Source organism: Phenylobacterium zucineum HLK1 (assembly GCF_000017265.1).
GTDB lineage: Bacteria > Pseudomonadota > Alphaproteobacteria > Caulobacterales > Caulobacteraceae > Phenylobacterium > Phenylobacterium zucineum.
This window is the reverse complement of record NC_011144.1, coordinates 898,139-920,564: the sequence shown is the minus strand read 5'-3', so window position 1 is coordinate 920,564 and position 22,426 is coordinate 898,139. Positions and strand designations below refer to the sequence as shown.

Below are 22,426 nucleotides of genomic sequence, written 5' to 3'. Positions count from 1 at the left end.
CGCTTAGGTGGCGGCCCATTTCTTCGGAGGGACACCATGTCCGCGGACGGCAGCTGGAAGATCACGATCAACACCCCGATGGGCCCGCAGGAGGTGAACGCCACGATCACCACCAGCGGCGACACGTTCACGGGCAAGACCGAGGGCCGGATGGGCTCGCAGGAGATCACCGGCAAGGTGAACGGCGACACCCTCACCTGGAGCGCGGACATCACCAGCCCGATGCCGATGCGCCTCGACTTCGAGGCCAAGGTCGAAGGCGACAAGATGAGCGGCAACGTGAAGCTGGGCGCGTTCGGCAACGCCCCGCTCTCGGGCGTGCGCGTCTAAGCGCGCCTCGAGCCAGACATGCGAAGGCCCCCGCCGACGGCGGGGGCCTTTTTGCTTTGGAGGGCCGATTACTGCGGGTTGACCGCCTCGGCGGCTTCGCCGGCGGCGTTCCCGACGCTCTGGGCCGCCGAGCCGGCGCTCTCGGCCACGCTGGAGGCCGCGCCGGCCACCGCGTCGGTGCGGATGGCGTCGTTGCGGCTGGATTGCAGAAGGAAGAACGCCACGATCGCCACGAGGGCCAGGACCGCGACGCCGATGATCACGCCGCCCATGCCCGAACCGCCGCGATCCACATAGGTCGTGCCGCCGGCGTCGCGCTCGATGACCCGCTCGTGGGTCAGGCCGTCGTTGCGCTCGGTGACTCGTTCAGTCGCCATTTCATAGTCTCCTCAGGTCACCGGCCCCAAACGGGCGTGAGCGTGGGGCGTTCCGCCGTTTGGCTTCGGCGGCGAGCTCCGCTAGAGGAAGCAACCTTCGAAAACGGACATCCAAGTTGCGACTTCCCCAGGCCAGGCTCGACCAGGTTCTCGACCGCTTCCGCGAGATCGAAGCCCGCATGGGCGCGGCCTCGGACGGGGCCGAGATCGTGCGGCTGTCGAAGGAGCACGCCGAGCTGAAGCCGGTGGCCGACGCGGTCCAGGCGCTGGAGCGCGCCCGCGCCGAGCAGCCCGAGCTGGAGGAGATGGCCGCTTCGGGCGACGCCGAGATGGCCGCCCTCGCCCGCGACGAGCTGGAGGCGCTGAAAGAGCGGCTGCCCGAGCTGGAGCGCGAGGTCGCCCTGCTGCTGGCGCCCAAGGACAAGGACGAGAACGCCTCGGCCATCCTGGAGGTGCGCGCCGGCACCGGCGGGGACGAGGCGGCGCTGTTCGCCGGCGACCTGTTCCGCATGTACCAGCGCTACGCCCAGACCCGCGGCTGGCGCGTGGAGATCGACAGCATCTCGGAGGGCGACGCCGGGGGCTACAAGGAGATCATCGCCTCGATCACCGGCGAGGGCGTGTTCGGCCGGCTGAAGTTCGAGAGCGGCGTCCACCGGGTCCAGCGGGTGCCCGCGACCGAGGCGCAGGGGCGCATCCACACCTCGGCCGCCACCGTGGCCGTCCTGCCCGAGGTGGAGGACGTGGAGATCGAGGTCCGCGACCAGGACATCCGCATCGACACCTACCGCTCGTCGGGCGCCGGCGGCCAGCACGTGAACAAGACGGACTCGGCCGTGCGCATCACCCACCTGCCCACCGGCATCGTGGTCACCAGCTCGGAGAAGTCGCAGCACCAGAACCGCGCCCGGGCGATGAAGGTGCTGAAGGCCCGCCTTTACGAGCAGCAGCGCGAGGCGCTGGACTCGGCCCGCGCCGAAAGCCGCAAGAGCCAGGTGGGCTCGGGCGACCGCTCGGAGCGGATTCGCACCTACAACTTCCCGCAGGGGCGGGTGACCGACCACCGCATCAACCTGACCCTCTACAACCTGGCGAAGGTGATGGAGGGCGAGGCGCTGGACGACGTGATCGAGCCGCTGATCGCCGAGGACCAGGCCGCGCGCCTGGCTGCCCTCGAGGACGAGTTCGCCTAGGCGCCGAACCGTTCGCGGTAGGCGCTGGGGGCCACGCCCAGCTGGCGTCTGAAGGCGCGGCGCAAGTTCTGCTCGTCGGCGAAGCCGCAGGCGCGGGCCACGTCCTTCAGGCTGTGGACGCCGCTCTCCAGCCGCCGCCGCGCCTCCTCCAGCCGCACGCGCTGCACATAGGCCGCCGGGGTCACGCCCAGCTCGGTCCGGAACCGGCGCGAGAAGTGCCGCGGGCTCAAGCCCGCCGCGCGGGCCAGGCGCTCCAGCGGCAGGTCCTCGTCGAGATGGTCGAGGATCCACAGCTGCAGCTCGCCCAGGCGGTCCTGCCGCCGCTCGGCCTCGAGGAAGCGGCTGAACTGGGCCTGGCCGCCCGGCCGCTTGCGGTAGACGACGAGCTCCTGGGCGACGGCGACCGCCACCGCCTTACCCCAGTCCTGCTCGACGAGCTCCAGCGCCAGGTCCATGCCGGTGGTGACCCCGGCCGAGGTGTAGAGCGCCCCGTCGCGCACGAAGATGGCGTCGGGCTCGACCTGGCAGGAGGGCTCCAGCTCGGCCAGCCGCTCGCAGTAGGCCCAGTGGGTGGTCGCCCGGCGCCCGCGCAGCAGGCCCGCGGCGGCCAGCACCAGGGCGCCGGTGCAGATCGACCCCACCCGACCGGCGCGCGGCGCCGTGCGGCGCAGCCAGTCCAGCAGGGGCTCGTCGGCGGCCGCCGTCGCCCAGCCGATGCCGCCGGCGACCAGCAGCACGTCGCAGGCCTCGACCGCCTCGAAGCGGCGCGCCACGTTCAGCTCCAGCCCCCCGGAGGTCCGCAAGGGGCCGGCGGCGGCGGCGGTCAGCTCGATCTCATAGGCCGGAGCAGGGCTCAGACCGGCGTCGGCCAGCCAGCGGCTGGTGCGGGCGAACACCTCAAGGGGTCCTGCGATGTCGAGGACTTGGGCGTCGGGGAAGGCCAGCATCACCACCTTCATGCGGCGAGCTTCGCCGGGGGCGGACCGGCGGGCAAGCGCGATGGCCGGATTTGACCGTTGGGCGTCCTGTCGCCCACCCCGCCCCGGCGCCTAACGTGACGGCGAAGCTCGGGAGACCCCGCCATGGACCGCCGCCAGCTCATCGTCGGCGCCACGCTCGCCGCCACTGTCCTGGGCGCCTCGCCGGCCGCGCCCCAGCCCCTGCGCCCGCGGGATGGGATCAAGGTCGCGTTCCTGCTGGGCGACAACGCCAACGTCATCGACACGGCCGGGCCCTGGGAGGTGTTCCAGGACGCCATGGCCGAGGTGGAGGGCCGCATGGCGCACTTCTCGCTCTACACCGTCGCCCCGACGCCGGAGCCCGTGCGGATGACCGGCGGCCTGGTGGTGCAGCCCCGCTTCGCCGTCGCCGACGCGCCGCAGCCGGACGTGATCGTCGTGCCCGCCCAGCGGTCCACCGAGGAGTCGCGCGCCTGGCTGAAGGCGGCGAGCGCCAAGGCGGAGGTGACCATGAGCGTCTGCACCGGCGCCTTCCAGCTCGCCCGGGTGGGCCTGCTCGACGGCCTGCCCGCCACCACCCACCACGACTTCTGGGACGCCTTCGAAAAGGAGTTCCCGAAGGTGCGGCTGCAGCGGGGACCCAGGTTCGTCGACAACGGCAGGGTGGCGACGGCGGGCGGCCTGACCTCGGGCATCGACTTGGCCCTGCACGTCGTCGGCCGCTACTTCGGCGAGGAGACGGCGGCGCGCACCGCCGCCTACATGGAGCACCGGCGGGTCCAGACCCAGGGGGTCTAGGGCGTCAGGTCTTCTTCCAGAAGTCGTCCATCGCCGCCTGGACCTTGCCCGCGTCGCCCGGGCGGTCGCGCCAGAGGGTCGAGTGCGGGTCGTGGGGCAGGCGCTCGTAGGTGTAGTAGTAGAGCGCGAGCGAACGGCGCACCTTGTCGGGCGGGCAGGTCATCGGCTCGGGATGGCCGTGGAACGAGACGTCCGTCGTGCTGAACACCACGGTGCGGTTGAACAACGGGGCGATGCGCTGGACGCAGGCGTCCATGTCGCGGTTCCACAGCTCGAGGTCGCCGCCCCAGGCCGCCTCCCAGCCCTCGTTCAGATAGAGCAGCAGGTTCACCCGGCGGTAGAGCTGGGTCACCGGGTGGATGTTGAAGTCGGCGTGGATGGCGAGCTTGCCGCCCGCCAGGATCTGGTGGAAGCCGCCGCCCCACAGGTACGGGTCGGGCAGCAGGCCGGGGATGCCGGTCAGCGCGCTGAGGAACTCCAGGAAGGGCTTGCCGCTCAGGAAGCCGATCAGGCGGGTGCTCTCGGGCCCGAGCGCCGGCACGTCGCGCCAGGCGAACTTGTTCTCCTGCAGGTGCTTCACGTCGGCGGTGAACAGCGAATTGGGCGCCAGGGGCGACGGGATCTCGTCCACCACGCGCCGCAGGACGCCGGGGTCGAACAGCCCGTCGAGGATGATGTGCGGAAACGGGTCGGCGGCCTGATAGCCGGCCGCCCAGGCCTCGACGTCGCGGCCGTAGGCGGCGCCCTGGGCCATAAGACCGAAGTAGGCCTCGGGACCGGGGGAAACCGCGGCGGGAGCCGGCGCGGGAGCCGCGCCGCGCGACAGCAACTTCTTCAGCATCTCGATCCCTACCGCGTCCGCCCGGCGGCGCACCTTAGGGGCCGTCGCCGCGCTTCGCCAGAGGCGGCGGGGCGCGGTCGCGCCGCAGGAGGTTGGCGCCCTGGCGGCGCACGTCGGCCCAGAGCAGGCGCGCGCCCTTGCGCACCCCGATGAACCGCAGGCCGACGGAATCGGCCATCACCGCGCCCCGCTCGCCCATGGGCTTGGGCGGCCCGACGGTGGAATCGACCGCGGTCTGGTGCTCGATCTCGGCGTTCAGCTCGGCGCCCGTCAGCACCACCAGCACCGAGAACCAGACCCACAGCATGAAGCCGATCGCCGCGCCCAGCGAGCCGTAGGTCACCTGCAGGTGGGCGATGTTGTTGACGTACCAGGAGAAGCCCGCCGACCCGGCCATCCACAGAACCGCGGCGACCACCGCGCCCCAGGTCACCCAGCGCCAGCGCGCCCGCCGGCGGCAGGGGCCGAAGCGGTACGCGACCGAGAAGGCGGCGGCGGCCACGAAGAACAGCGCCAGCCAGCGGACCCCGAACATCCAGCCCGAGCGCAGGCCGAACGTCTTCAGGGCGATGGGCGCCGCCACCAGGATGGCGCTGACCAGCGTGATGAACAGCAGGAAGGCCAGGGTGAAGGCGTAGGTCAGCGCCGTCCGGTAGAAGAAGTTGCGGGTCTCGGTTTCGCCGTAGGCGATGTTGAGGCCGTCGAAGAGCGCCTTCATGCCGGCGTTGGCGGTCCAGATCGACAGCAGCAGGCTGACCAGGAAGGCGACCGAGAGGTTCGCGCTCCGCTCGGTCGCCAGCCGCATCATCTGCTCGCCGACGATGCGGACCACCTCGGCGGGGAACACTAGGGAGAGCTGGGCCAGCTGGTCGTTCACGGCCGCGACGTCGGCGATCAGGCCGTAGATCGAGACGAAGGCCCCCAGGGCGGGGAAGATCGCCAGCAGGGTGAAGAAGGTGATGCTGCCGGCCACGAAGATCATCCGGTCGGCGTTGATGCTGCGCCAGGTGCGCCAGAGGATGTCCTTCCAGCCACGCCAGGGGATGGCGTGCGGCGCGTGCGCCAGCCGGCCCCGGCCGGGCTCGGCGGCCTCGAAGTCGGCGGGGGTGGCGAGCTTCTCCTGGCTGAGGCCGGCTGCGTCCGCGGGCCGGGGCCTGGCCGTGCCGACCCAGGCGGCGGCCACCGCGGCGGCGAGCGCCCACGGCGCCAGGCCCCGGGCCAGGGCGCCCAGGTCTCGCTTCGGCTTTGGCGGGGCGGCGCCCTCAGTCATCCGGCCCTCCGACGGCGGCGCTTGGCCAAACCCGGCGACGCCTCGTCGCGTTCCCATCGAGCCGGGTTGTGGCTGCGGCCGGCATCGGCCACAAGCGGCGACCATGAACGGCCACGTCGCGGCGATCTACCGCCATCCCGTGAAGGGCTTCACGCCCGAACCCCTGGACCGGGTGCGGCTCGCCCCCGGCGAGGGCTTCCCGCACGACCGCATCTTCGCGGTCGAGAACGGCCCGTCGGGCCACGACCCGGCCGCGCCCGCCTTCCTGCCGAAGACCAAGTTCACGGTGCTGATGAACATCCCCAGGGTCGCCGCGGCGCGGACGCGCTACGACGCGGCGAGCGGGGTGATGACAGCCGAGGCCCCGGGCGCGCCGGACTTCGCCGGCTCGCTGCACGAACCAGCCGGGCGCGAGGCGTTCGCCGCCTGGCTGACGGCCCTGCTGGGCGAGGACGCGAGGGGCCCGCTGAAGGTGGTGGAGTCCGGAGCGGGCTTCCGCTTCACCGACCATCCCAAGGGCCAGGTCTCGGTGATCAACCTCGCCAGCGTGCGCGACCTGTCGCGCCGGATGGGCGTCGAGCTGGACCCGTCGCGCTTCCGCGCCAACGTCTATGTCGACGGCTGGCCGGCCTGGGTGGAGAACGACTGGACCGGCGGGCCGCTGATGCTGGGCTGGGCCCGCGCCACCGTCTTCAAGCCGATCGTCCGCTGCGCCGCCACGCACGTGGACCCGGCGACGGGCGAGCGGGACCTCGACGTCGTCAAGGCGCTGTTCGACAACTACGGGCACATGAACTGCGGAATCTATCTGAACGTCACGGCCGAGGGGGTCGTGAGCCTGGGCGATGCGGTGGCGGGCCCCGCCATCGAGGACGAACCCGCGAGGGCGCCGGAATGGGCCTGAACCTCGTCCAGGCGTGGAGCCAGGCCAAGCAGCGCCTGGAGGCCGCCGGCCTCGCTGGCCCGGTGATCGACGCGCGCCTGCTGGTGGAAGCGGCCGCCGACGCCACCCGCGCCGACATCGTCACCGATCCCTACCGGCCGCTGACCCCCGAGCAGGAGGCGAGACTGCAGGACTATCTGGCGCGGCGGGAGAAGCGCGAGCCGGTCAGCCACATCCTGGGCCGCAAGGGCTTCTGGAAGATCATGCTGCGGGTGACGCCCGACGTGCTGACCCCGCGCCCAGACACCGAGACCGTCGTGGACGTGGCGCTGAAGGCCTTCCCCGAGCACGCTCCGTGGTCGGTGCTGGACCTGGGTGTCGGCTCGGGCGCCATCCTGCTGGCGATCCTGGCCGAGCGGCCGGCGGCCAAGGGCCTGGGGATCGACGCCTCGGAGGAAGCCCTGGCGGTGGCGCGCGACAACGCCGCGGCCCTGGGCCTGGCCGGGCGGACGGCCCTGCTGCGCGGCGACTGGACGGCGGGCCTGGGGGACAGCGCCTTCGACCTGGTGGTCTCGAACCCGCCCTACATCGCCAGCGACGTGCTGGAGACCCTCGAGCCCGAGGTGAAGGACTACGAGCCGCGGCTGGCCCTGGAAGGCGGCGCCGACGGGCTGGACGCCTACCGCATCCTGGCCCCCGAGATCGTGCGCGTGCTGAAGCCCGGCGGGCGCTTCGCGGTGGAGATCGGCTACGACCAGAAGGACGCCGTCGAGGCGCTGTTCCGCGCCGCGGGGGCCGAGGACGTGCGCACGATCCGCGACCTGGCCGACCGCGACCGGGTCGTCGCGGGTGCGAAGAAACCCCTTGGAAACTAGCACCTGACTCGCTACATCGTTGGATGTCTCCACCCAAATCGCCGGTGTTAAGGCAGACGCGTCCCGATGAAGGACGCCCGCCAGCCCCGGCAGGCGCGACGCTTCGAAACGAGCCTCTCGCTGGAAGCTTCCGGGCGGAAGACGGGGAACAGCAGCGTCTTCAATTCACAGACCCGGGCGAACGCCCGCACGCGAAGGCAAGCCGCCTAGGGGCGCTCAAGGAAGAGCCGATCGGTTTTCGATTATGAGAGATTTCAAGGGTATGAAGCGTCAGCGCGGGCGTAATCGCGGCGGTGGCGGCGGCGGCAACAAGCCGCAGAACGCCAACCGGGCGTTCGATTCGAACGGGCCTGACGGCGTGAAGGTGCGGGGCAACGCCCAGCACGTCTTCGAGAAGTACCAGCAGCTCGCGCGCGATGCGACGTCGTCCGGCGACCGCGTGCTGGCCGAGAACTACCTCCAGCACGCCGAACACTATTTCCGCCTGCTGCGGGCCATCCAGCCCCAGCGTCCGGCGGCCGAGATCCTGGGGCGCGACCAGTTCGCCTCGGGCTACGACATCGACTTCGAGGACGAGAGCGTCCAGGCCCAGGCCGAGGCCGCCGACGAGAGCGCCGAGAGCCAGGGCGACGGCGAGACCCGCGAGGGCGGCCAGGGCCGCGGCCGGGACCGCGAACGCGGCGGCGAATGGCAGGGCCGCGAGCGCGACCGTGGCCGCGACCGCGACCGGGATGGGGGCGAAGGCCGCCGCGACCGTGACCGCGACGACCGCCAGGGCCAAGGTCAGGCCCAGGGCCAAGGTCAGGGCCAAGGTCAGGGCCAGGCTCAAGGTCAGGCTCAGGGCGAGGGCGAAGGCCGCCGCGACCGCCGTGACCGCTGGCGCGACCGCCGCGACCGCGACGAGCGCCCCCGCGGCGAGGACGGCGAGCGCCGGGACCGCGCCGAGCGGCCCGAGCGGGATCCGCTGGCCGTGGTCGAGCCGCAGGGCGGGCCGGGTCTCGGCGAGGAGCGCGGCCCGGTGCTGCGCGACGCCGAGGGCGGCGAAAGCCATGCGCCGGCCTTCCTGCAGGTCCGGCCGGAAATCCGTCCCGAGGCGGCCGAGGGCGAGGAGCGCCCGGCCCCGCGCCGGCGCCGGCGCCCGCGCAGCTTCGAGGCCGGCGAAGGCGCACCGGGCGGCGAGACCGAAGAGGCCTGAGGCCGCCTGAGGCTGACGTTTCTTGGCGCCGGTCCCTGCGAGGGGGCCGGCGCCTTCGTTTGCGCCCCGCCTTCGCCGGGCGAGCCGCGCCTAGAACGGGAAGAAAACCGGGATGGCGGCGACGCCCGCCGCCCAGGTCACGAAGTTCAGCGGCAGGCCGATCCGAACGAAATCCATGTAGTTGTAGCGGCCCATTTCGAAGACCAGCACGTTGGTCTGGTAGCCGAAGGGGGTCGCGAACGCGGCGCTCGCCGCCATCATCACGGCGACGATGAACGGCTGCGGGCTGACGCCGAGGGTCTCGGCCAAGGCCACCGCGACCGGCGTGAGCAGCACCGCGACGGCGGCGTTCGACAGGATCTCGGTCAGGAACAGGGTCAGGCCGTAGAGCACCGCCAGCGTCGCGAGCGGCCCCAGCCCTCCGACCACCGCGGTCAGCGCCGAGGTCGCCGTGGCCGCCAGGCCGGTGACCTCCAGCGACAGGCCCACGACGACCATGCCGGCGATCAGCAGAAGGATCTGCGGCCGAAGCCCCCGGTAGGCCTCGTCCGCACTGATGACCCGGGTGAGCACCAGGAGGACCGCGCCGGTGAAGGCCGAGGCGGCGATCGGCGCATAGCCCATGGCCGCCACCACGATGACTGCGACGAACACCCCCAAGGCGGCGAGCCCCCGCGGCAGGTCCAGGCTGCGGCTCTCGGCGAACAGGCTGGCGTCGCCGATGGTGCCGTTGCCGCTGGCGGCCGCGTCGCGCACCGCCTGGTCGTAGGGGATGTCGGCCCCGCCCTCGCCGTCGCGCAGCAGCCGGGGCGCGAAGAGCAGCAGGTAGAGGCCGCCGACCGCGCCGATCACCAGGGCCACGGGGGTGATGTCGAACAGGTTGAAGGTGGGCTGGCCGGCGCTGCGGGCCATGTCGTTGACCAGCAGGTTGGTGGACGTGCCGATCAGGGTGCAGGCGCCGCCCAGGATGGTGACGTACGAGAGCGGGATCAGGAACCGCTTGGGCGGCAGGTTCTGGGAGATCGCCACGTCGCGCACCACCGGCGCGGCCAGCACCACGATGGGCGTGTTGTTCAGGAAGGCGGAGGCGGCGCCGCAGAACAGGATCACCAGCCAGAGGCCGAGCGCGCCCAGCCGCCGGCAGAGACGGATGGCGAGCCGGATCACCGCGTCCAGCAGGCCCGACAGCTCCATCGCGTAGGCGATGACGAACAGCGAGGCGAGCGCGATCAGGGCCGGGCTCGCGAAGGCGCTCTGGGCCTCCACCGGGCGCACCACGCCCAGGCCCAGCAGGGCGGCCGCGCCCGCCAGCGCCACCACGTCGGACCGCAGCTTGCCCCAGATCAGGGCCGCCACGACGGCGACAAGCACGGTCAGCGCGGCGATTTGGTCGAAGGTCATCGGCGCAAAGTAGGCCAGCCGCGCCCGGGCTGCTATCGTCGCCGTATGAGCCGAGCAGACGGGACTTCGCGGCGCCTGGGTTGCGCCGCCCTCCTCGCCCTCGCCGCGTCCGCGTGCGACCGCCCGGAGACCGCCGAGCCTGCGCCGCAGCCGGTCCCCGCGCCCGCGCAGCCGTCGATCCCCACGCCGCCGCCGCCGCTGGGCCGGGCCGAACTGCTGGACGCCGTGCGCGCCGCCGCCTCGGCCGCCGCCACGAACGGGACCTATCCCGAGGCGGCCGCGGCCCTGGAGGGGCGCCGGTTCACGATCCGGCTGCCGCTGGGGTGCTGGGGCCCCGAGGAGCGGCCGCGGCTCGGCTACGCCTGGAATCCCGAGCGGCGCACGCTGCGGCTGACCGCCCAGCCCGAGGTCTGGACCGAGGCCGCGTGGGCCCGCGACCTGGTCGGCGGCGAGACGGTGGAGTCGATCGAGGGCTTCTGGCTGCGCCGGCCCTGGACCGACGCCGAGACCTGCCCGCCGCGCCCGGCGCCGGAGATGGCCGCCATACCGCCGGCCCCCGAGACGGTGGGCCTGGCCCAGGCGTTCGGCGCCGAGGGCTCGCGCCTGCTGCGCCGGGGCGACAGGCCCTACGAGGTCACGCGCAAGCTCGACGAGGGCCAGGAGCCCTCCGCCGGCGGCTACCGGCTGGTGCTGGAGGGCCGGGTGGTGGGCCCGCAGCCGATCGCCTGCCGCAGCAGCCACCCAGACGTGCGGCCCGTCTGCCTCGTGCGGGTGGAGCTGGGCCGCGTCGCGTTCGAGGACGCCACCGGCCAGATGCTGGCCGAGTGGCGCAGCTGACGACCTAGAACCGGTAGCCCACGCCGACGCGGAGGTTGCGGCCCGGCAGGGGCGCGATGTCCTTCAGGAACGAGGCGTGCTCGCGCGCCTCCACGTCGGTCAGGTTGCGGCCCTCGACGAAGACCTTGAAGCCGGGATCCTTCAGCGGACGGAAGGTCAGCCCGGCGTTGAGCATGGTGTAGCCGTCGGTGGGCAGCTCAAGCGCCGCCACCCGGTCCTGATCGCCCACGCGGCGGACCTCGATCCGGCCCGTCCACCAGCCGCCCTCAAAGACGCCGCGCCCGGCCACCGACCACGGCGGGATGCGCGCCGGCGGGCCGAGGTCGGTCTTGCCGCGGACGTAGTCGGCGGCGGCCTCGAGCCGGAAGCTGCGGGCGCCCTCCTCCCACAGCCGGTACGAGCCCTCGATCTCGGCGCCGTAGAAGGTGGCGTCGGTCTGCACGAACTGGTGGACCGGCAGCTCGGAGTCCTCGTCGGTCTCGCCGGTCGGCAGCAGGTCGATGAAGCCGTCGTACCTCGCCGCGAACAGGTGGGCGTCCACGTCCCAGCGGCCGCGGCCGTAGTGGCCGGTGAAGTCGAGGGTGTAGGAGACCTCGGAGTCGAGGCCGACATCGCCGCGTTCGTAGGCGCGGGTCGCCGGGTGGGGGCCGTCGGCGAACAGCTCCTCCTGCGAGGGCGCGCGCTCGGTGCGCGAGCCGCTGAGGGCGAAGAACCAGCCGTCCGCCGGACGCACGAACCCGCCCAGCGAGGCCGAGACGGCGGTGAAGTCGCGCTTGCCGACCGTGCTGTCGAGCTCGCGGGTCTCCAGCCGCAGTCCGCCCTCCACGCCCCAGCGGTCGCGGTCGTAGCGCTGCAGGGTGAAGACGCCGAGCTCGGTCGTGCGGGTGGGCGGCACGAAGGCCTCCTCGCCCTCGGCTTCGAAGTCGCGCCGCAGCGCCTGGACGCCGACCGCGCCCTGCCAGCCGCCCCGGTCGGGCTGGATCAGCTCGAGCCGGCCTTCCCAGCCCTCGGAGGAGAAGGTCGTGCCGACCGCCTCGCCCTCCAGCTCCTGGTGGGTGTAGTCGGCGTAGCCGCCGGCGAAGCGGACCTTCTCGAACGGGCCGAGGTCCAGGGCGTACTCGCCGCGCAGGTCGTAGCGGGTCTGCTCCAGGTCGATCGCGACGGCGCCCTCCTCGTGGCCGTGTTCGTCGCCGTCGTCCTCGGGCTCCTCGCCCTCATGTTCGTGTTCGTGGGCGTGGCCGGGGACGCCGTAGGTCGTCTCGGTCCGCTTCACCGAGACGCCGAGATAGCCGCGCTCGCCCACGTAGGAGAGGCCGGCGCCGTAGGCGGAGAGTTCGGTGAAGGTGTTCTCCACCGTGGAGCCGACGGGACCGCCCCACGCCTCGCCCTCGGCCTCCACCTGGCGGCGGGATTCCGGCGAGGTGGGGACATCGTAGTCGTCCGTCTGGCGGCGCACGCCGTCGAGGCTGAGGATCCAGTTTCCGACCCCCGCGCGCAGGGCGCCCGAGGCGGTCCAGCCCTCGTCCACCGTCGAGCCGGAGGCCAGCAGTCGGCCCTCGACGCCGGGGACGGGGGCGTCGGCGATCCGGTCGTCGATGATGTTGACCACGCCGCCGATGGCCGAGCCGCCGTAGGCGAGCGCGGACGGGCCGCGCAGCACCTCGATCCGCTCGGCCTCCTGGGGGTCGGTGGCCACGGCGTGGTCGGGGGAGAGCGCGCTGGCGTCGACCTGGCCGAGGCCGTTGGAGAGGACCAGCACGCGGGGACCCGACAGGCCGCGGATCACCGGGCGGCTGGCGCCCGGGCCGAAGGCGCTGGAGCGCACGCCGGCCACCCCGGCCAAGACGTCGCCGAGGCCGCCCGACGGCGCCTGGTCGAGCTCGTCGCGCTTGAGGATGTCGACGCTGGTGGTGGCCGAGTCGAGGGTCACGGCGTAGGGCGCGGCGGTCACCACGACCTCCCGCACCTCCCGCTCCCCGCCGCGATCCTGGGCGGCGGCGGCGCCAGCGGCGAGGGCGGCGGCGGCGGTGGCGGCGAAAAGAAGGGCGCGCGACATATCGGGTCCTGGGCACTTGCGACGAGGCGTCACTGTTATGAAATAACATAACGAGCCGTCAAGCCATTGGCGCCGCGGACGGAACCGGGTTAGCTGGAAGGGCGATGTCGCAGCACTGCCATCATCACGACGAGGACGCCCCGGCGGGCCTGAAGGGCTCGGCCCTGCGCCAGGCGCTGGGCGAGGCCGAGGCGCGCTGCGCCGAGACCCACGAGCGTCTGACGCCGCCGCGGCGGCGGGTGCTGGAGCTGCTGCTGGCTTCGGAGGGGCCGCTGAAGGCCTACGACCTGATCGCCGCCTTCGGGGCCGACGGCGAGCCGGCCAAGCCGCCGACCGTCTACCGGGCGCTGGAGTTCCTGGAGCGGCTGGGCTTCGCCCACCGGATCGAGAGCCTGAACGCCTACGTCCCCTGCCGGATCGAGGGCGGCCATGCGGCGGCCTTCCTGATCTGCGACTGCTGCGGGGCGGCGCAGGAGTTCGAGCCCGACTTCGGCCCGCAGCTCGCCGCGGCGGCCGCGGCGGGCTACGCGGTCCGCTCGGTGACGCTGGAGGCCCGCGGCCTATGCGCCGCGTGCCGGGAGCACTGAGCCCGCCGGGCGTTCCCCCTCGCCGATGCGCAAGCAGATCTACCTCGACTGCGACGGCGTGCTCGCCGACTTCGACAAGGGCGCCGAGCAGGTGCTGGGCATGCCGCCGCGCGTCTTCGAAAAGCGGTACAATCCCGGACTGTTCTGGAAGCGGCTGGCCCAGGCGGACGGCTTCTTCGAGCATCTGGAGCCGATGCCCGACGCCTACGAGCTCTACGAGGCGGTCAGGCATCTCGATCCCATCATCCTGACCGGCCTGCCGCGCGGGGCCTGGGCCGAGCCGCAGAAGCGGCGCTGGGCGGCGCGCCACTTCCCCGGCGTCGAGGTGATCACCACCCTGGCGGCGCTGAAGCGCGAGCACTGCCATCCCGGCGACGTGCTGGTGGACGACCGCGACAAGCACCGCCACCTGTGGGAGCAGGCCGGCGGCAGGTTCGTGCTGCACCGGAGCGCCCGCAGCTCGATCGCCGAGCTCCGGGCCCTGGGCTACCTCTAGCGCCCTACCAGAACACCATCCGCACGACCTGGACGATGCGGCCGCTGAAGCGGTCGACCAGCAGGACGTCGGGGCCCGACCTCACCCAGTCGAAACCGGGCGGCGGCCAGGGCAGGCCGTAGGCCCACCAGTCGTCCAGACGGTAGCTCGCGCCGTACCAGCCCCAGGGCAGGTAGTCGCCGTGCGACCAGCTGCGGACGTAGAAGCCCGGCGGGGCCACCCAGCGGGGGCCGCGGTAGCGGCGGGTGCTGTGATAGCTGAACGGATAGCGGCCCTGGCTCCAGTAGGGCCGGTCGCCGCGGCGGCGGTCGCGGTCGCGGTCATGGCGGTCCCAGCGGTCGCGGTCACTCCGGTCCCAGCGGCCGTTCCAGTCGCGCCGGTCGTCGTCGCGGCCCCGGCGGTCCCAGTTGCGATCCCGGTCCCTGTCGCGATCTCGGGCGCGATCCCGGTCCTGGGCCTGGACCTCGCGCCGGGCGTCGGGCCGAGCGTTGGGGCCGGCGTCGAAGCGCCGGGTCTCGCCGTTCTGCCAGCGCCGCCACTCGCGCGCCTCGCGGCGGTCCTCGCGGTCGGCCCGGTCGGCGGGGCTGATGTTGGCAAGGTCGTCGCCGTCGTCGTCCACCCAGCCGCCGGGACGGCCGACGACGGATCCGCGACGGTCACCCCTCTGGCGCTCGCTCCTTTGGCGGTCGCTGCGCCACAGGTCGGCCTGGTCGCGATCCACGCGGCGGGCGCGCGGAGCTTCGGGCGCCCCGGGAGCCAGGGGCGCCTGCGCGGCTTGTGGCGCCGTCGCGGCGGCCGCCCCCTCGCGGCTCCTCCTGAAGTCGCCACGCCGATCCCCACGGGCCTCGCGGGCCTCGCGGCGGAACTCGCGGTTCGGCCGCTCCCGGCCGCCGTCCTGGCCGAACTGCGGGCGCTCGCGCGGGCCGCGCTCCTGGGCGACGGCGGCGGCGGGCAGCGCCGTCCCGGCCAGCAGCAGGACGGCCAGCGCCGCCAGGGTTGTTGTCTTCATCGCGATCACTCGGGACGGACTGCAATCCGCAGGCCGCCGGCTTCCCTCGCCGCGAGCAAGCACGCCCCAGCCTGAACCGTGCTTGAACGGGACGCACGGGCGCCCAACTGTGCCGGTTCAGGTCAGGACCAGGAGGAGCCCCGCATGGCCGCCACGCCCAACGACGTCCTCGGATTCTGGCGTCACGCCGGGCCGACGAAGTGGTTCCGCGGCGGCCCCGCGTTCGACGAGGCCTGCCGGCTGAGGTTCGAGCCCACGCACCACGCCGCGGCCCGCGGGGCCTACGACGCGTGGGCGCAGACGCCCGAGGGCGCCCTGGCGCTGGTCATCCTGCTGGATCAGATTCCGCGGAACCTGTACCGCGGCTCGGGCCACGCCTTCGCCACCGACGGCAAGGCGCGGCAGGTCGCCCGCGCGGTCGTGGAGAAGGGCTGGCAGGAGGAGGTCGATCCCGCGCTGGCCCAGTTCTTCCTCCTGCCGTTCGAGCATTCGGAGGACCCGGCCGACCAGGACCTGGCGGTGAAGCTGGCCCGCGAACTGGGAGATCCGGAGACCCTGAAGTGGGCCGAGATCCACCGCGACATCATCACGAGGTTCGGGCGCTTCCCGCACCGCAACCCGGCGCTGGGCCGGGTCACGACCGACGAGGAACAGGCGTTCCTCGACGACGGGGGCTTCGCCGGCTAGCGGCTCGGCTCAGCCGCCTAGGCGGCCGGCTTCTCGGCCGCGGCGGCCTCGGCGGCGGGCGCGGGCTGGGCCTTCGGCGTCTCGGTCGTGCAGACCTTGCGGGCGAGGCGCGAGCCGCTGACGTCGGGCTGCTTCTTGCAGACGCGCTTGGGCTTGGCCTCGGCGGCCGGCTTGGCCTCCGGGGCGGGGGCCGCCGCGGCGGCGGAGCCGCCCGCGTCGGGCGAGGCGAACAGGGCCAGGGCGGCGATGGCGGAGATCAGCATTCACGGAACCTCGTACATTAAAAACTGCACGCGCGATTAATGGGTCGCCATGCCGCCGCCAAGTTGAGAATTCGTAATCTGGGGACGGCGGCCGCCGGGCTGTGGACGACGCGCCCAAGCCGACTGTTCCCGAATCACTTCGTGCGCGAGGCTCGGCCTCCCATGAACGCCCACGTCGCCCTCGCCCAGCGCTACGCCGCCGCCCCGGACCATCCCGAGCGGCAGTACCTGAACCTGCTGGCCGACATCCTGGAGACCGGCGCCGCCCGCGGCGACCGCACCGGCACCGGCACCCTGGGCGTCTTCGGCCGCCAGATGCGCTTTGACCTCTCCCAGGGCTTCCCCCTGCTGACGACCAAGAAGCTGCACCGCAAGTCGATCATCCTGGAACTGCTGTGGTTCCTGCGCGGCGACACCAACGTGCGCTGGCTGCAGGAGCGCGGGGTGTCCATCTGGGACGAATGGGCCGATGCCGACGGCGAGCTCGGCCCCGTCTACGGCAAGCAATGGCGCTCTTGGGCGGCCCCGGACGGCCGCGTCATCGACCAGATCTCGGGCGTGGTGAACAGCCTGAAGACCAATCCCGAGAGCCGCCGCCACATCGTTTCGGCCTGGAATCCGGCCGAGGTGGAGGACATGGCCCTGCCGCCCTGCCATTGCCTGTTCCAGTTCTTCGTCGCCCCGGACAGGGACGGCGTGAAGCGGCTGTCGTGCCAGCTCTACCAGCGTTCGGCCGACGTGTTCCTGGGCGTGCCGTTCAACATCGCCAGCTACGCCCTGCTGACCCTGATGATGGCCAAGGTGACGGGCTACGCGCCCGGCGAGTTCGTCCACACCCTGGGCGATGCGCACCTCTACCTGAACCACGTCGAGCAGGCCCGAATCCAGCTCGCCCGCGAGCCCATGCCGCTGCCGGTCATGCACGTGGCCGACAGGGACGACCTGTTCGCCTTCGCCTACGAGGACTTCAAGCTCGAGGGCTACCAGGCGCACCCGTCGATCCCGGCCCCGATCGCGGTGTGATGAGCGGGCGGCTCACCTTCGCCGAGGTCTCGGACGCGGCCGAGAAGATCTCGGACATCTACGCCGGCAAGTACGCCATCGACCGCGACGACGACTGGTTCCTGCTGAAGCTGCAGGAGGAGCTGGGCGAGCTGTCCCAGGCGCACCTGCGGCTCTCGGGCCGCGGCCGCGGGGAGGCCAGCGAGCAGGATCGCGCCGACGAGGCCGCCGACGTGCTGTGCATGCTGCTGCTCTACTGCCGCCGGTTCGGGATCGATCCGGACGCGGCCGTGCGGAAGAAGTGGCTGAGCTGGCTGGAGCCGGCAGGCTAACGGCCCCTCGCAGGAACCGACCGGCCGCCGGGAACGCTTAAGCTTGCGATACGCTTTAGCTGGCGTCGCGGCCTGGCCGCTCGAGAGGTCGCAGAATGTCCATCCTGATCTTCGCCATCATCGTCCTGGTCGTCGCCGCCCTCATCGCCTGGGCGGTGCAGAAGCTGCCGCTGCCGTCGCCCTTCGGCGCAATCATCCAGGCGCTCATCCTGATCGTCGCCGCGATCGTCATCGCGCAGCGCGCCGGCCTCTTCTAGCCGGGATCGGCTTGGTCGGGACGCCCGGCGCGGGCTAGAACCCGGCCATGTCGCACGTGATCCTTTCCGCCGGGCCCATCGCGCGGGCCCGCAACGGCGTCATCGGCAAGGACGGCGCCCTGCCCTGGCGGCTGAAGTCCGACCTGGCGCTGTTCAAGCGCACCACCCTGGGCAAGCCGGTGATCATGGGCCGCAAGACCTGGGAGAGCCTCCCCAAGCGCCCCCTGCCCGGCCGCACCAACATCGTGCTGACCCGCGACCAGAGCTACGAGGCGCCGGGGGCGCTGGTGGTCGAGGACTTCTCGGAGGCCGTGCAGATCGCCCGCGAGCAGGCGGCCGAGGACGGCGCGGACGAGGTGTGCGTGATCGGCGGCGCCTCGCTGTTCGAGCTGGCGCTGAAGAAGGCCCAGCGGCTCTACCTCACCGAGGTGCATGCCGACGTCGAGGGAGACGTGACGCTCTCGCCCATCGACGAGAGCCGCTGGCGCGAAGTCTCCCGCGAGAACCACCCCGCGTCCGACGCCGACGACTTCCCCTTCACCTGGCGGGTGCTGGAGCGCCTCTGAAAAAGGACACCGGGACACGCCCGAGGGCGGTCCCGGCGTTCAGGGGAGGAACCGGGACCTAGAAGCTGAGGGTCAGCGAGGCGCCGTAGGTGCGCGGCTGGCCGGGGAAGCGGACCACGACGTTCGCGTTCGAGCTGACGGCGGTCCAGTAATACTCGTCGGTGAGGTTGCGGCCCCAGAGCTGGACGCGCCAGCGCTCGTCCAGGCTGTGCAGGCCGATGGAGGCGTTCACCAGACCGTAGTCCTCGATGACGAACCGGGGATCGCCCTCCAGGTCGGCGTGGCTGTCGCTCTGCCAGCGGGCGTTCACCGCCGCCTGCAGGCCAAGCTCGCTGGTCAGCTCGCGGCTGTAGAGCGCGGTGAGCGCGAACGAGCGCTTGGGGCTGTAGAGGAAGGGCGCACCGTCGAAGTCCTGCGGCTGGCCCGCGGCGTTGATCCCGACGTAGCCCTTGACCTCGGTGTGCAGCAGGGTGCCCGAGGCGATCAGCGTCAGCTCGGGCATGATCCGCCAGGTGACCTCGCCGTCGATCCCGTAGGCCTCGCCCTTGGGCACGTTCTGCAGCCGCGACAGCGCGGTGTAGATCGGGTCGGCGAAATAGACGCTGAGCTGCTTGTCCTCGTAGTCGTAGTAGAAGGCGCTGACGTTGGCCTGCATGCGCCGATCGAGCAGGCCGGCCTTGAAGCCGACCTCGTAGGCGGTGAGCAGCTCCTGGTTGGCCGGAGCGTTCTGGGTCGAGATGTTCGCGGCGTTGATCGGTGTGGCCCCGGCCTTGGCGCCGCGCGAGACCGAGCCGAACAGCAGGAGGTTCTCGGCCGGGGTCCAGTCCAGCGCCACGCGCCAGGCGACGTTGTTCTCGTCCAGGGTGGAGGTCACCAGGCCGAACTGGCCGGTCGCGGGATCGAAGGTGTTGCAGGCGTTCGCGGCGATCTGGTCGGGGATGACGCCGTAGGTCTGGAAGTAGAGCGCCCGGTTCACGACGTTGACGTTGGGCAGCATGCTGCCGTTGAAGTCGCGCGAGCAGCCGGCGTAGTCCTGCTTGTCCTCGGTGTAGCGCACGCCGAGGGTGAGCTTGAGGGCTTCGGTGATCCTGTAGTCGCCGTTGGCGAAGACGCTCCAGGTCTTCGTCTCGATGTCGCCGCGGTCGACGTAGGTGCGGAACGCCTGGGCCATCTGCTCGGCCGTGTAGCCGCCCGTGTTGAACGGAGTGGCGAGGAGGCCCGCGCCGGCGAAGCGGATCAGACCCACGTTGGCGTTCTGGCCCAGCAGGGTGCGGTTGGAATCGAGGATCTCGTCCTTGGCGTAGTAGGCGCCCACCAGCCAGTTGGCGCGGTCGGTCGAGCCTTCGAGGTGCAGCTCCTCGGAGAAGGACTCGATGTCGCCCACGGCGCGCTGCAGCAGGATCTCGTAAGGGGCGCCGCTCCAGTCGAACAGCGCCCGGCGCTTGAGGTCGTTGTAGCCGGTGAGCGAGACGAGCCGGACGCTGTCGGAGAGGTCGTAGGCGACCTTCAGCTTCACGCCCAGGAACGTGTTGTCCTCGCGCAGCGGGCCGGCGTGGCCGGGGCCGATGCCGATGTCGACGCCGCGGACGGACTCGGGCGCCCAGTCGGCCTGGGTGGCCTTGGTCGGCGGATTGGCGGCGATGTAGTCGGCCAGGCCCGGCGCCAGGAACGGGCTGTTGGCGGTCGCCGGGGTGAAGCCGATCCCCTGGGCCGCGACGGTGTCGGACTGGTTCTTCCAGTAGCTGACCGAGGCGTCGACCGAGAGCCGGTCGTTGGGATTGAAGGCGAGCGAGCCGCGGACGCCCCAGCGGTCGGCCTCGCCCAGCCGCTCGCCACGGGTGTTGGAGACCTGCCAGCCCTTGTCGCTGTTCTCCATGCGGAACGCGAGCCGCCCGGCCAGGCCCTCGGCCAGCGGGCCGCTGACGTAGCCCTCGAGGTTCTTCGTCTGGTAGTTGCCGATCTCGGCGGTGAGCGCGCCCTCGACGTCCTCTGTGGGCTTGCGGGTGACGAAGTCGATCAGGCCGGCGGTGGTGTTGCGGCCGTAGAGCGTCCCCTGCGGCCCCTTCAGCACCTCGACCCGCTCCAGGTCGAACACCGGGCCGGTCATCATGAACGGATAGGCGTAGGCCACCTCGTCCACATAGGTGCCGACGGTGGAGGTGGCCGACAGGTTGATCGTGTTGAAGCCGATGCCGCGCAGCGTGTAGGTCGGCACCCCCTGGTAGCTCTGGGAAACCGTGAAGCTGGGCGCGAAGGCGCTGAGGTCGCGGGTGTCGGTGACGTGGAGCTGTTCCAGCACCTCGCCGCGCACCGCCTGGATCGCCATGCCGACCGAGTTGGCGCTCTCCTCCCGCCGCTGGGCCGTGACCACCAGGGTCTCGAGCGCGGTCTCCTGCCCGGCCGTCTGGGCGGCGGCCTGCGCGTAGGCCTCGGGCCCGGCGAGCAGCGCCAGGACGGAAGCGCCAAGGATGAGGCGCGCGCGGGCGCCCGGACGGTGCAGCATCGTATCCCTCCCTCGGACGTCGCCTGCATGGGCGCCGTCTCATGGCCGCTCCCGGATCGGGCGGCAGGCGCAGAACCTGAAGTCGAGGACAGGTCGCCGCAAGCTGTCGAAAGTGATAGGTGCAGTAACGGAAGGCGAATACCTCACCAGGTTCCTTTCCCGGCCCCGGAAATACTTGACGTCACGGAAGGCGCCGACGGGGCTTCACTCGCCGGGCGCCGGGCGGGCATAGTCGCGCAAAAGCAGAGGGAGGAACGCGGTGGAGATCGAACTGATCGCCGAAGGGCTTGAGTTTCCGGAGGGGCCGATCGCCATGGCCGACGGCTCGGTGATCCTCACCGAGATCAAGGGCCGGCGGCTGACGCGGATCACGCCCGACGGGCGCAAGGAGACCGTGGTCGAGACCGGCGGCGGGCCCAACGGGTCGGCCATCGGGCCCGACGGGGCGATCTGGATCACCAACAACGGCGGCTCGTTCGTCTGGATCGAGCGCGACGGCCTGACCATCCCCGGCCCCACGCCGCCCGAGCACACCGGCGGCATGATCCAGCGCTTCGACCTGAAGAGCGGCGAGCTCACGACCGTCTACGACAGCTGCGAGGGCAAGCGGCTGGTGGGGCCGAACGACCTCGTCTTCGACAAGCAGGGCGGCTTCTGGTTCTCGGACCACGGCTGCTCGACGCCCGAGGGGCGCAAGTTCGGCGGGGTCTACTACGCCCGGACCGACGGCTCGCACATCTCGCGCCAGCGCGACCACCTGACCTCCCCGAACGGCATCGGTCTCTCGCCCGACGAGAAGACCGTCTACCTGGCCGACACCACCCTGGGCCGGCTGTGGGCCTTCGACGTGGCCGAGCCCGGCGTGCTGGAGCCCGGCCCCGGCTTCGCGCCCGGCAAGGTGGTCTGCAACCTGCCCGGCTACCAGCTGCTGGACAGTCTGGCGGTGGAGGCCGGCGGCAAGGTCTGCGTGGCCACCATCATCAACGGCGGGATCACCGCCTTCGACCCCGACGGAACCACCGAGCACTACCCCTTCCCGGACCTCCTGGTGACCAACATCTGCTTCGGCGGCCCCGACATGAGGACCGCCTGGATCACCGCCTCGGGGACCGGCAAGCTCTACCGGGCCAAGTGGCCGCGGCCGGGCCTGAAGCTGAACTTCAACGGCTGAGCGGCGTCAGACGTCGCCGACGGCGGCCCGGCGGCGCGCCAGCGCCTCCGGCGTCCATTCCTTCCGCATGTCGTAGTAGACCTCGAAGGTCCTCGCCCCTTCCGGCAGACCCACCCACGGCAGCTTGGATCGGGTGAAGATGTGCACGTCGGGCGGGAGCGCCACCGGCTCGTCCAGGGTCCCCACGCGCACGAACCGCAGCGCCGGGCGGGCGCCGTAGTCCGACCACAGCGCCGTGCGGCACCGGGGACAGCGGTAGACGTCATGGACCCGGCCGCTGTCGGTCGGCATGCGCGTGGGCTCGGGCGCACCCGAAGCGACCACGATCCGATCCGTCTCGATCAGCGCATTGACGACGAAGCCCGAGCCCGTCTGGCGCTGGCAGTCCCGGCAATGGCAGCAGTGAACGATCATCGGCCCGGACGTGAGCCGGTATCGCACCGCGCCGCACGCGCAGCCGCCCTCCATGGCGTCCTCCCTGCCCACGCCGCCCCATGATGCGCGCCAAGGTTCCCGGCGCAAGAGGTCGTCCAGAAAG

Annotated in this window: 25 protein-coding genes; 15 read left to right on the top strand and 10 right to left on the bottom strand. The window is 72.0% G+C overall.

Translation table 11 applies throughout. The features are described 5' to 3' along the window. Positions 1-36: 36 nt before the first annotated feature. Positions 37-330, top strand: a complete 294-nt coding sequence (locus PHZ_RS04550) for a hypothetical protein (RefSeq protein ID WP_012521397.1) — start codon at positions 37-39, stop codon at positions 328-330. A gap of 68 nt (positions 331-398) precedes the next feature. Here PHZ_RS04550 and PHZ_RS04545 read toward each other — a convergent pair whose 3' ends face one another. Further along, positions 399-707 carry a hypothetical protein gene (locus PHZ_RS04545; protein ID WP_012521396.1) on the bottom strand — a complete coding sequence of 103 codons (309 nt, stop codon included), beginning with the start codon at positions 705-707 and terminating at the stop codon, positions 399-401. 116 nt (positions 708-823) lie between these two features. Between PHZ_RS04545 and prfA the strand changes: the two genes are divergently transcribed. Next, complete coding sequence (gene prfA / locus PHZ_RS04540) at positions 824-1,900, top strand: peptide chain release factor 1 (RefSeq protein WP_041373173.1); 1,077 nt, start codon at positions 824-826, stop codon at positions 1,898-1,900. Here the strand turns inward: prfA and PHZ_RS04535 are convergent. Beyond that, the gene (locus PHZ_RS04535) at positions 1,897-2,859 is read right to left on the bottom strand and encodes a GlxA family transcriptional regulator (RefSeq protein ID WP_012521394.1); all 963 of its coding nucleotides are present in this window, start codon (positions 2,857-2,859) and stop codon (positions 1,897-1,899) included. The two genes, prfA and PHZ_RS04535, sit on opposite strands and share 4 nt — an antisense overlap. A 123-nt stretch (positions 2,860-2,982) precedes the next feature. Here PHZ_RS04535 and PHZ_RS04530 point away from each other — a divergent pair, with 123 nt between their 5' ends. After that, complete coding sequence (locus PHZ_RS04530) at positions 2,983-3,657, top strand: GlxA family transcriptional regulator (protein ID WP_049758136.1); 675 nt, start codon at positions 2,983-2,985, stop codon at positions 3,655-3,657. A 4-nt stretch (positions 3,658-3,661) separates the two neighbouring features. Here PHZ_RS04530 and PHZ_RS04525 read toward each other — a convergent pair whose 3' ends face one another. Both PHZ_RS04525 and PHZ_RS04520 read right to left on the bottom strand, forming a co-directional pair. After that, positions 3,662-4,498 carry a 2OG-Fe(II) oxygenase gene (locus tag PHZ_RS04525; protein ID WP_012521392.1) on the bottom strand — a complete coding sequence of 279 codons (837 nt, stop codon included), beginning with the start codon at positions 4,496-4,498 and terminating at the stop codon, positions 3,662-3,664. Between the two features lie 34 nt (positions 4,499-4,532). Next, complete coding sequence (locus PHZ_RS04520) at positions 4,533-5,768, bottom strand: YihY/virulence factor BrkB family protein (RefSeq protein ID WP_083770819.1); 1,236 nt, start codon at positions 5,766-5,768, stop codon at positions 4,533-4,535. A 103-nt stretch (positions 5,769-5,871) separates the two neighbouring features. Between PHZ_RS04520 and PHZ_RS04515 the strand changes: the two genes are divergently transcribed. The 3 genes from PHZ_RS04515 to PHZ_RS04505 all read left to right on the top strand — a co-directional run bounded on the left by PHZ_RS04515 (position 5,872) and on the right by PHZ_RS04505 (position 8,721). Further along, positions 5,872-6,672 (top strand): MOSC domain-containing protein, encoded by an 801-nt coding sequence (locus PHZ_RS04515; RefSeq protein WP_012521390.1) that lies wholly within the window; start codon positions 5,872-5,874, stop codon positions 6,670-6,672. Further along, entirely contained in the window at positions 6,663-7,526 is an 864-nt protein-coding gene (gene prmC / locus PHZ_RS04510; protein WP_012521389.1) for a peptide chain release factor N(5)-glutamine methyltransferase, read from the top strand. Before PHZ_RS04515 ends, prmC begins: the two co-directional genes overlap by 10 nt. Positions 7,527-7,788: 262 nt before the next feature. Beyond that, positions 7,789-8,721, top strand: a complete 933-nt coding sequence (locus PHZ_RS04505) for a DUF4167 domain-containing protein (protein ID WP_330218139.1) — start codon at positions 7,789-7,791, stop codon at positions 8,719-8,721. Positions 8,722-8,811: 90 nt separating this feature from the next. On the opposite strand, the gene PHZ_RS04500 is transcribed toward PHZ_RS04505, so the two are convergent. After that, entirely contained in the window at positions 8,812-10,122 is a 1,311-nt protein-coding gene (locus tag PHZ_RS04500; protein ID WP_012521387.1) for an SLC13 family permease, read from the bottom strand. Between the two features lie 45 nt (positions 10,123-10,167). Here PHZ_RS04500 and PHZ_RS04495 point away from each other — a divergent pair, with 45 nt between their 5' ends. Beyond that, complete coding sequence (locus PHZ_RS04495; RefSeq protein WP_012521386.1) at positions 10,168-10,959, top strand: hypothetical protein; 792 nt, start codon at positions 10,168-10,170, stop codon at positions 10,957-10,959. A 4-nt stretch (positions 10,960-10,963) separates the two neighbouring features. Here PHZ_RS04495 and PHZ_RS04490 read toward each other — a convergent pair whose 3' ends face one another. Next, a complete protein-coding gene (locus PHZ_RS04490) occupies positions 10,964-13,015 on the bottom strand; it encodes a TonB-dependent receptor (protein WP_041373171.1) in 2,052 nt (683 codons plus the stop codon). Between the two features lie 104 nt (positions 13,016-13,119). On the opposite strand from PHZ_RS04490, the gene PHZ_RS04485 reads away from it, so the two are divergent. Beyond that, positions 13,120-13,602 carry a Fur family transcriptional regulator gene (locus tag PHZ_RS04485; protein WP_012521384.1) on the top strand — a complete coding sequence of 161 codons (483 nt, stop codon included), beginning with the start codon at positions 13,120-13,122 and terminating at the stop codon, positions 13,600-13,602. A gap of 25 nt (positions 13,603-13,627) precedes the next feature. Beyond that, on the top strand, positions 13,628-14,098 hold the full coding sequence (locus tag PHZ_RS04480) for a 5' nucleotidase, NT5C type (protein ID WP_041373168.1): 471 nt from the start codon (positions 13,628-13,630) through the stop codon (positions 14,096-14,098). 4 nt (positions 14,099-14,102) lie between these two features. Here PHZ_RS04480 and PHZ_RS04475 read toward each other — a convergent pair whose 3' ends face one another. Continuing rightward, positions 14,103-15,107: an RcnB family protein gene (locus tag PHZ_RS04475; RefSeq protein ID WP_012521383.1), complete on the bottom strand. Its 1,005-nt coding sequence runs from the start codon at positions 15,105-15,107 to the stop codon at positions 14,103-14,105. 144 nt (positions 15,108-15,251) lie between these two features. Here PHZ_RS04475 and PHZ_RS04470 point away from each other — a divergent pair, with 144 nt between their 5' ends. Further along, positions 15,252-15,794: a DUF924 family protein gene (locus tag PHZ_RS04470; protein WP_012521382.1), complete on the top strand. Its 543-nt coding sequence runs from the start codon at positions 15,252-15,254 to the stop codon at positions 15,792-15,794. Positions 15,795-15,811: 17 nt separating this feature from the next. Here the strand turns inward: PHZ_RS04470 and PHZ_RS04465 are convergent, their stop codons facing one another. After that, positions 15,812-16,057, bottom strand: a complete 246-nt coding sequence (locus PHZ_RS04465) for a hypothetical protein (protein WP_041373164.1) — start codon at positions 16,055-16,057, stop codon at positions 15,812-15,814. 162 nt (positions 16,058-16,219) lie between these two features. Here PHZ_RS04465 and PHZ_RS04460 point away from each other — a divergent pair, with 162 nt between their 5' ends. The 4 genes from PHZ_RS04460 (at position 16,220) to PHZ_RS04450 (ending at position 18,214) form a co-directional block, all read left to right on the top strand. Further along, a complete protein-coding gene (locus tag PHZ_RS04460) occupies positions 16,220-17,080 on the top strand; it encodes a thymidylate synthase (RefSeq protein ID WP_012521381.1) in 861 nt (286 codons plus the stop codon). Continuing rightward, positions 17,080-17,391 (top strand): pyrophosphohydrolase domain-containing protein, encoded by a 312-nt coding sequence (locus tag PHZ_RS04455; RefSeq protein ID WP_041373162.1) that lies wholly within the window; start codon positions 17,080-17,082, stop codon positions 17,389-17,391. The genes PHZ_RS04460 and PHZ_RS04455 overlap by 1 nt, the downstream gene beginning before the upstream one ends. Positions 17,392-17,486: 95 nt before the next feature. Beyond that, positions 17,487-17,648, top strand: a complete 162-nt coding sequence (locus tag PHZ_RS23000; protein ID WP_183280999.1) for a hypothetical protein — start codon at positions 17,487-17,489, stop codon at positions 17,646-17,648. A gap of 47 nt (positions 17,649-17,695) precedes the next feature. Further along, positions 17,696-18,214, top strand: coding sequence for a dihydrofolate reductase (locus tag PHZ_RS04450; RefSeq protein ID WP_012521379.1), 519 nt, complete (start codon positions 17,696-17,698; stop codon positions 18,212-18,214). A 58-nt stretch (positions 18,215-18,272) separates the two neighbouring features. On the opposite strand, the gene PHZ_RS04445 is transcribed toward PHZ_RS04450, so the two are convergent. Next, positions 18,273-20,717, bottom strand: coding sequence for a TonB-dependent receptor (locus PHZ_RS04445; protein ID WP_012521378.1), 2,445 nt, complete (start codon positions 20,715-20,717; stop codon positions 18,273-18,275). Between the two features lie 259 nt (positions 20,718-20,976). On the opposite strand from PHZ_RS04445, the gene PHZ_RS04440 reads away from it, so the two are divergent. Beyond that, positions 20,977-21,888: an SMP-30/gluconolactonase/LRE family protein gene (locus PHZ_RS04440; protein ID WP_012521377.1), complete on the top strand. Its 912-nt coding sequence runs from the start codon at positions 20,977-20,979 to the stop codon at positions 21,886-21,888. Between the two features lie 6 nt (positions 21,889-21,894). Here the strand turns inward: PHZ_RS04440 and PHZ_RS04435 are convergent, their stop codons facing one another. Next, a complete protein-coding gene (locus tag PHZ_RS04435) occupies positions 21,895-22,374 on the bottom strand; it encodes a GFA family protein (protein ID WP_201765267.1) in 480 nt (159 codons plus the stop codon). Positions 22,375-22,426 lie beyond the last annotated feature (52 nt).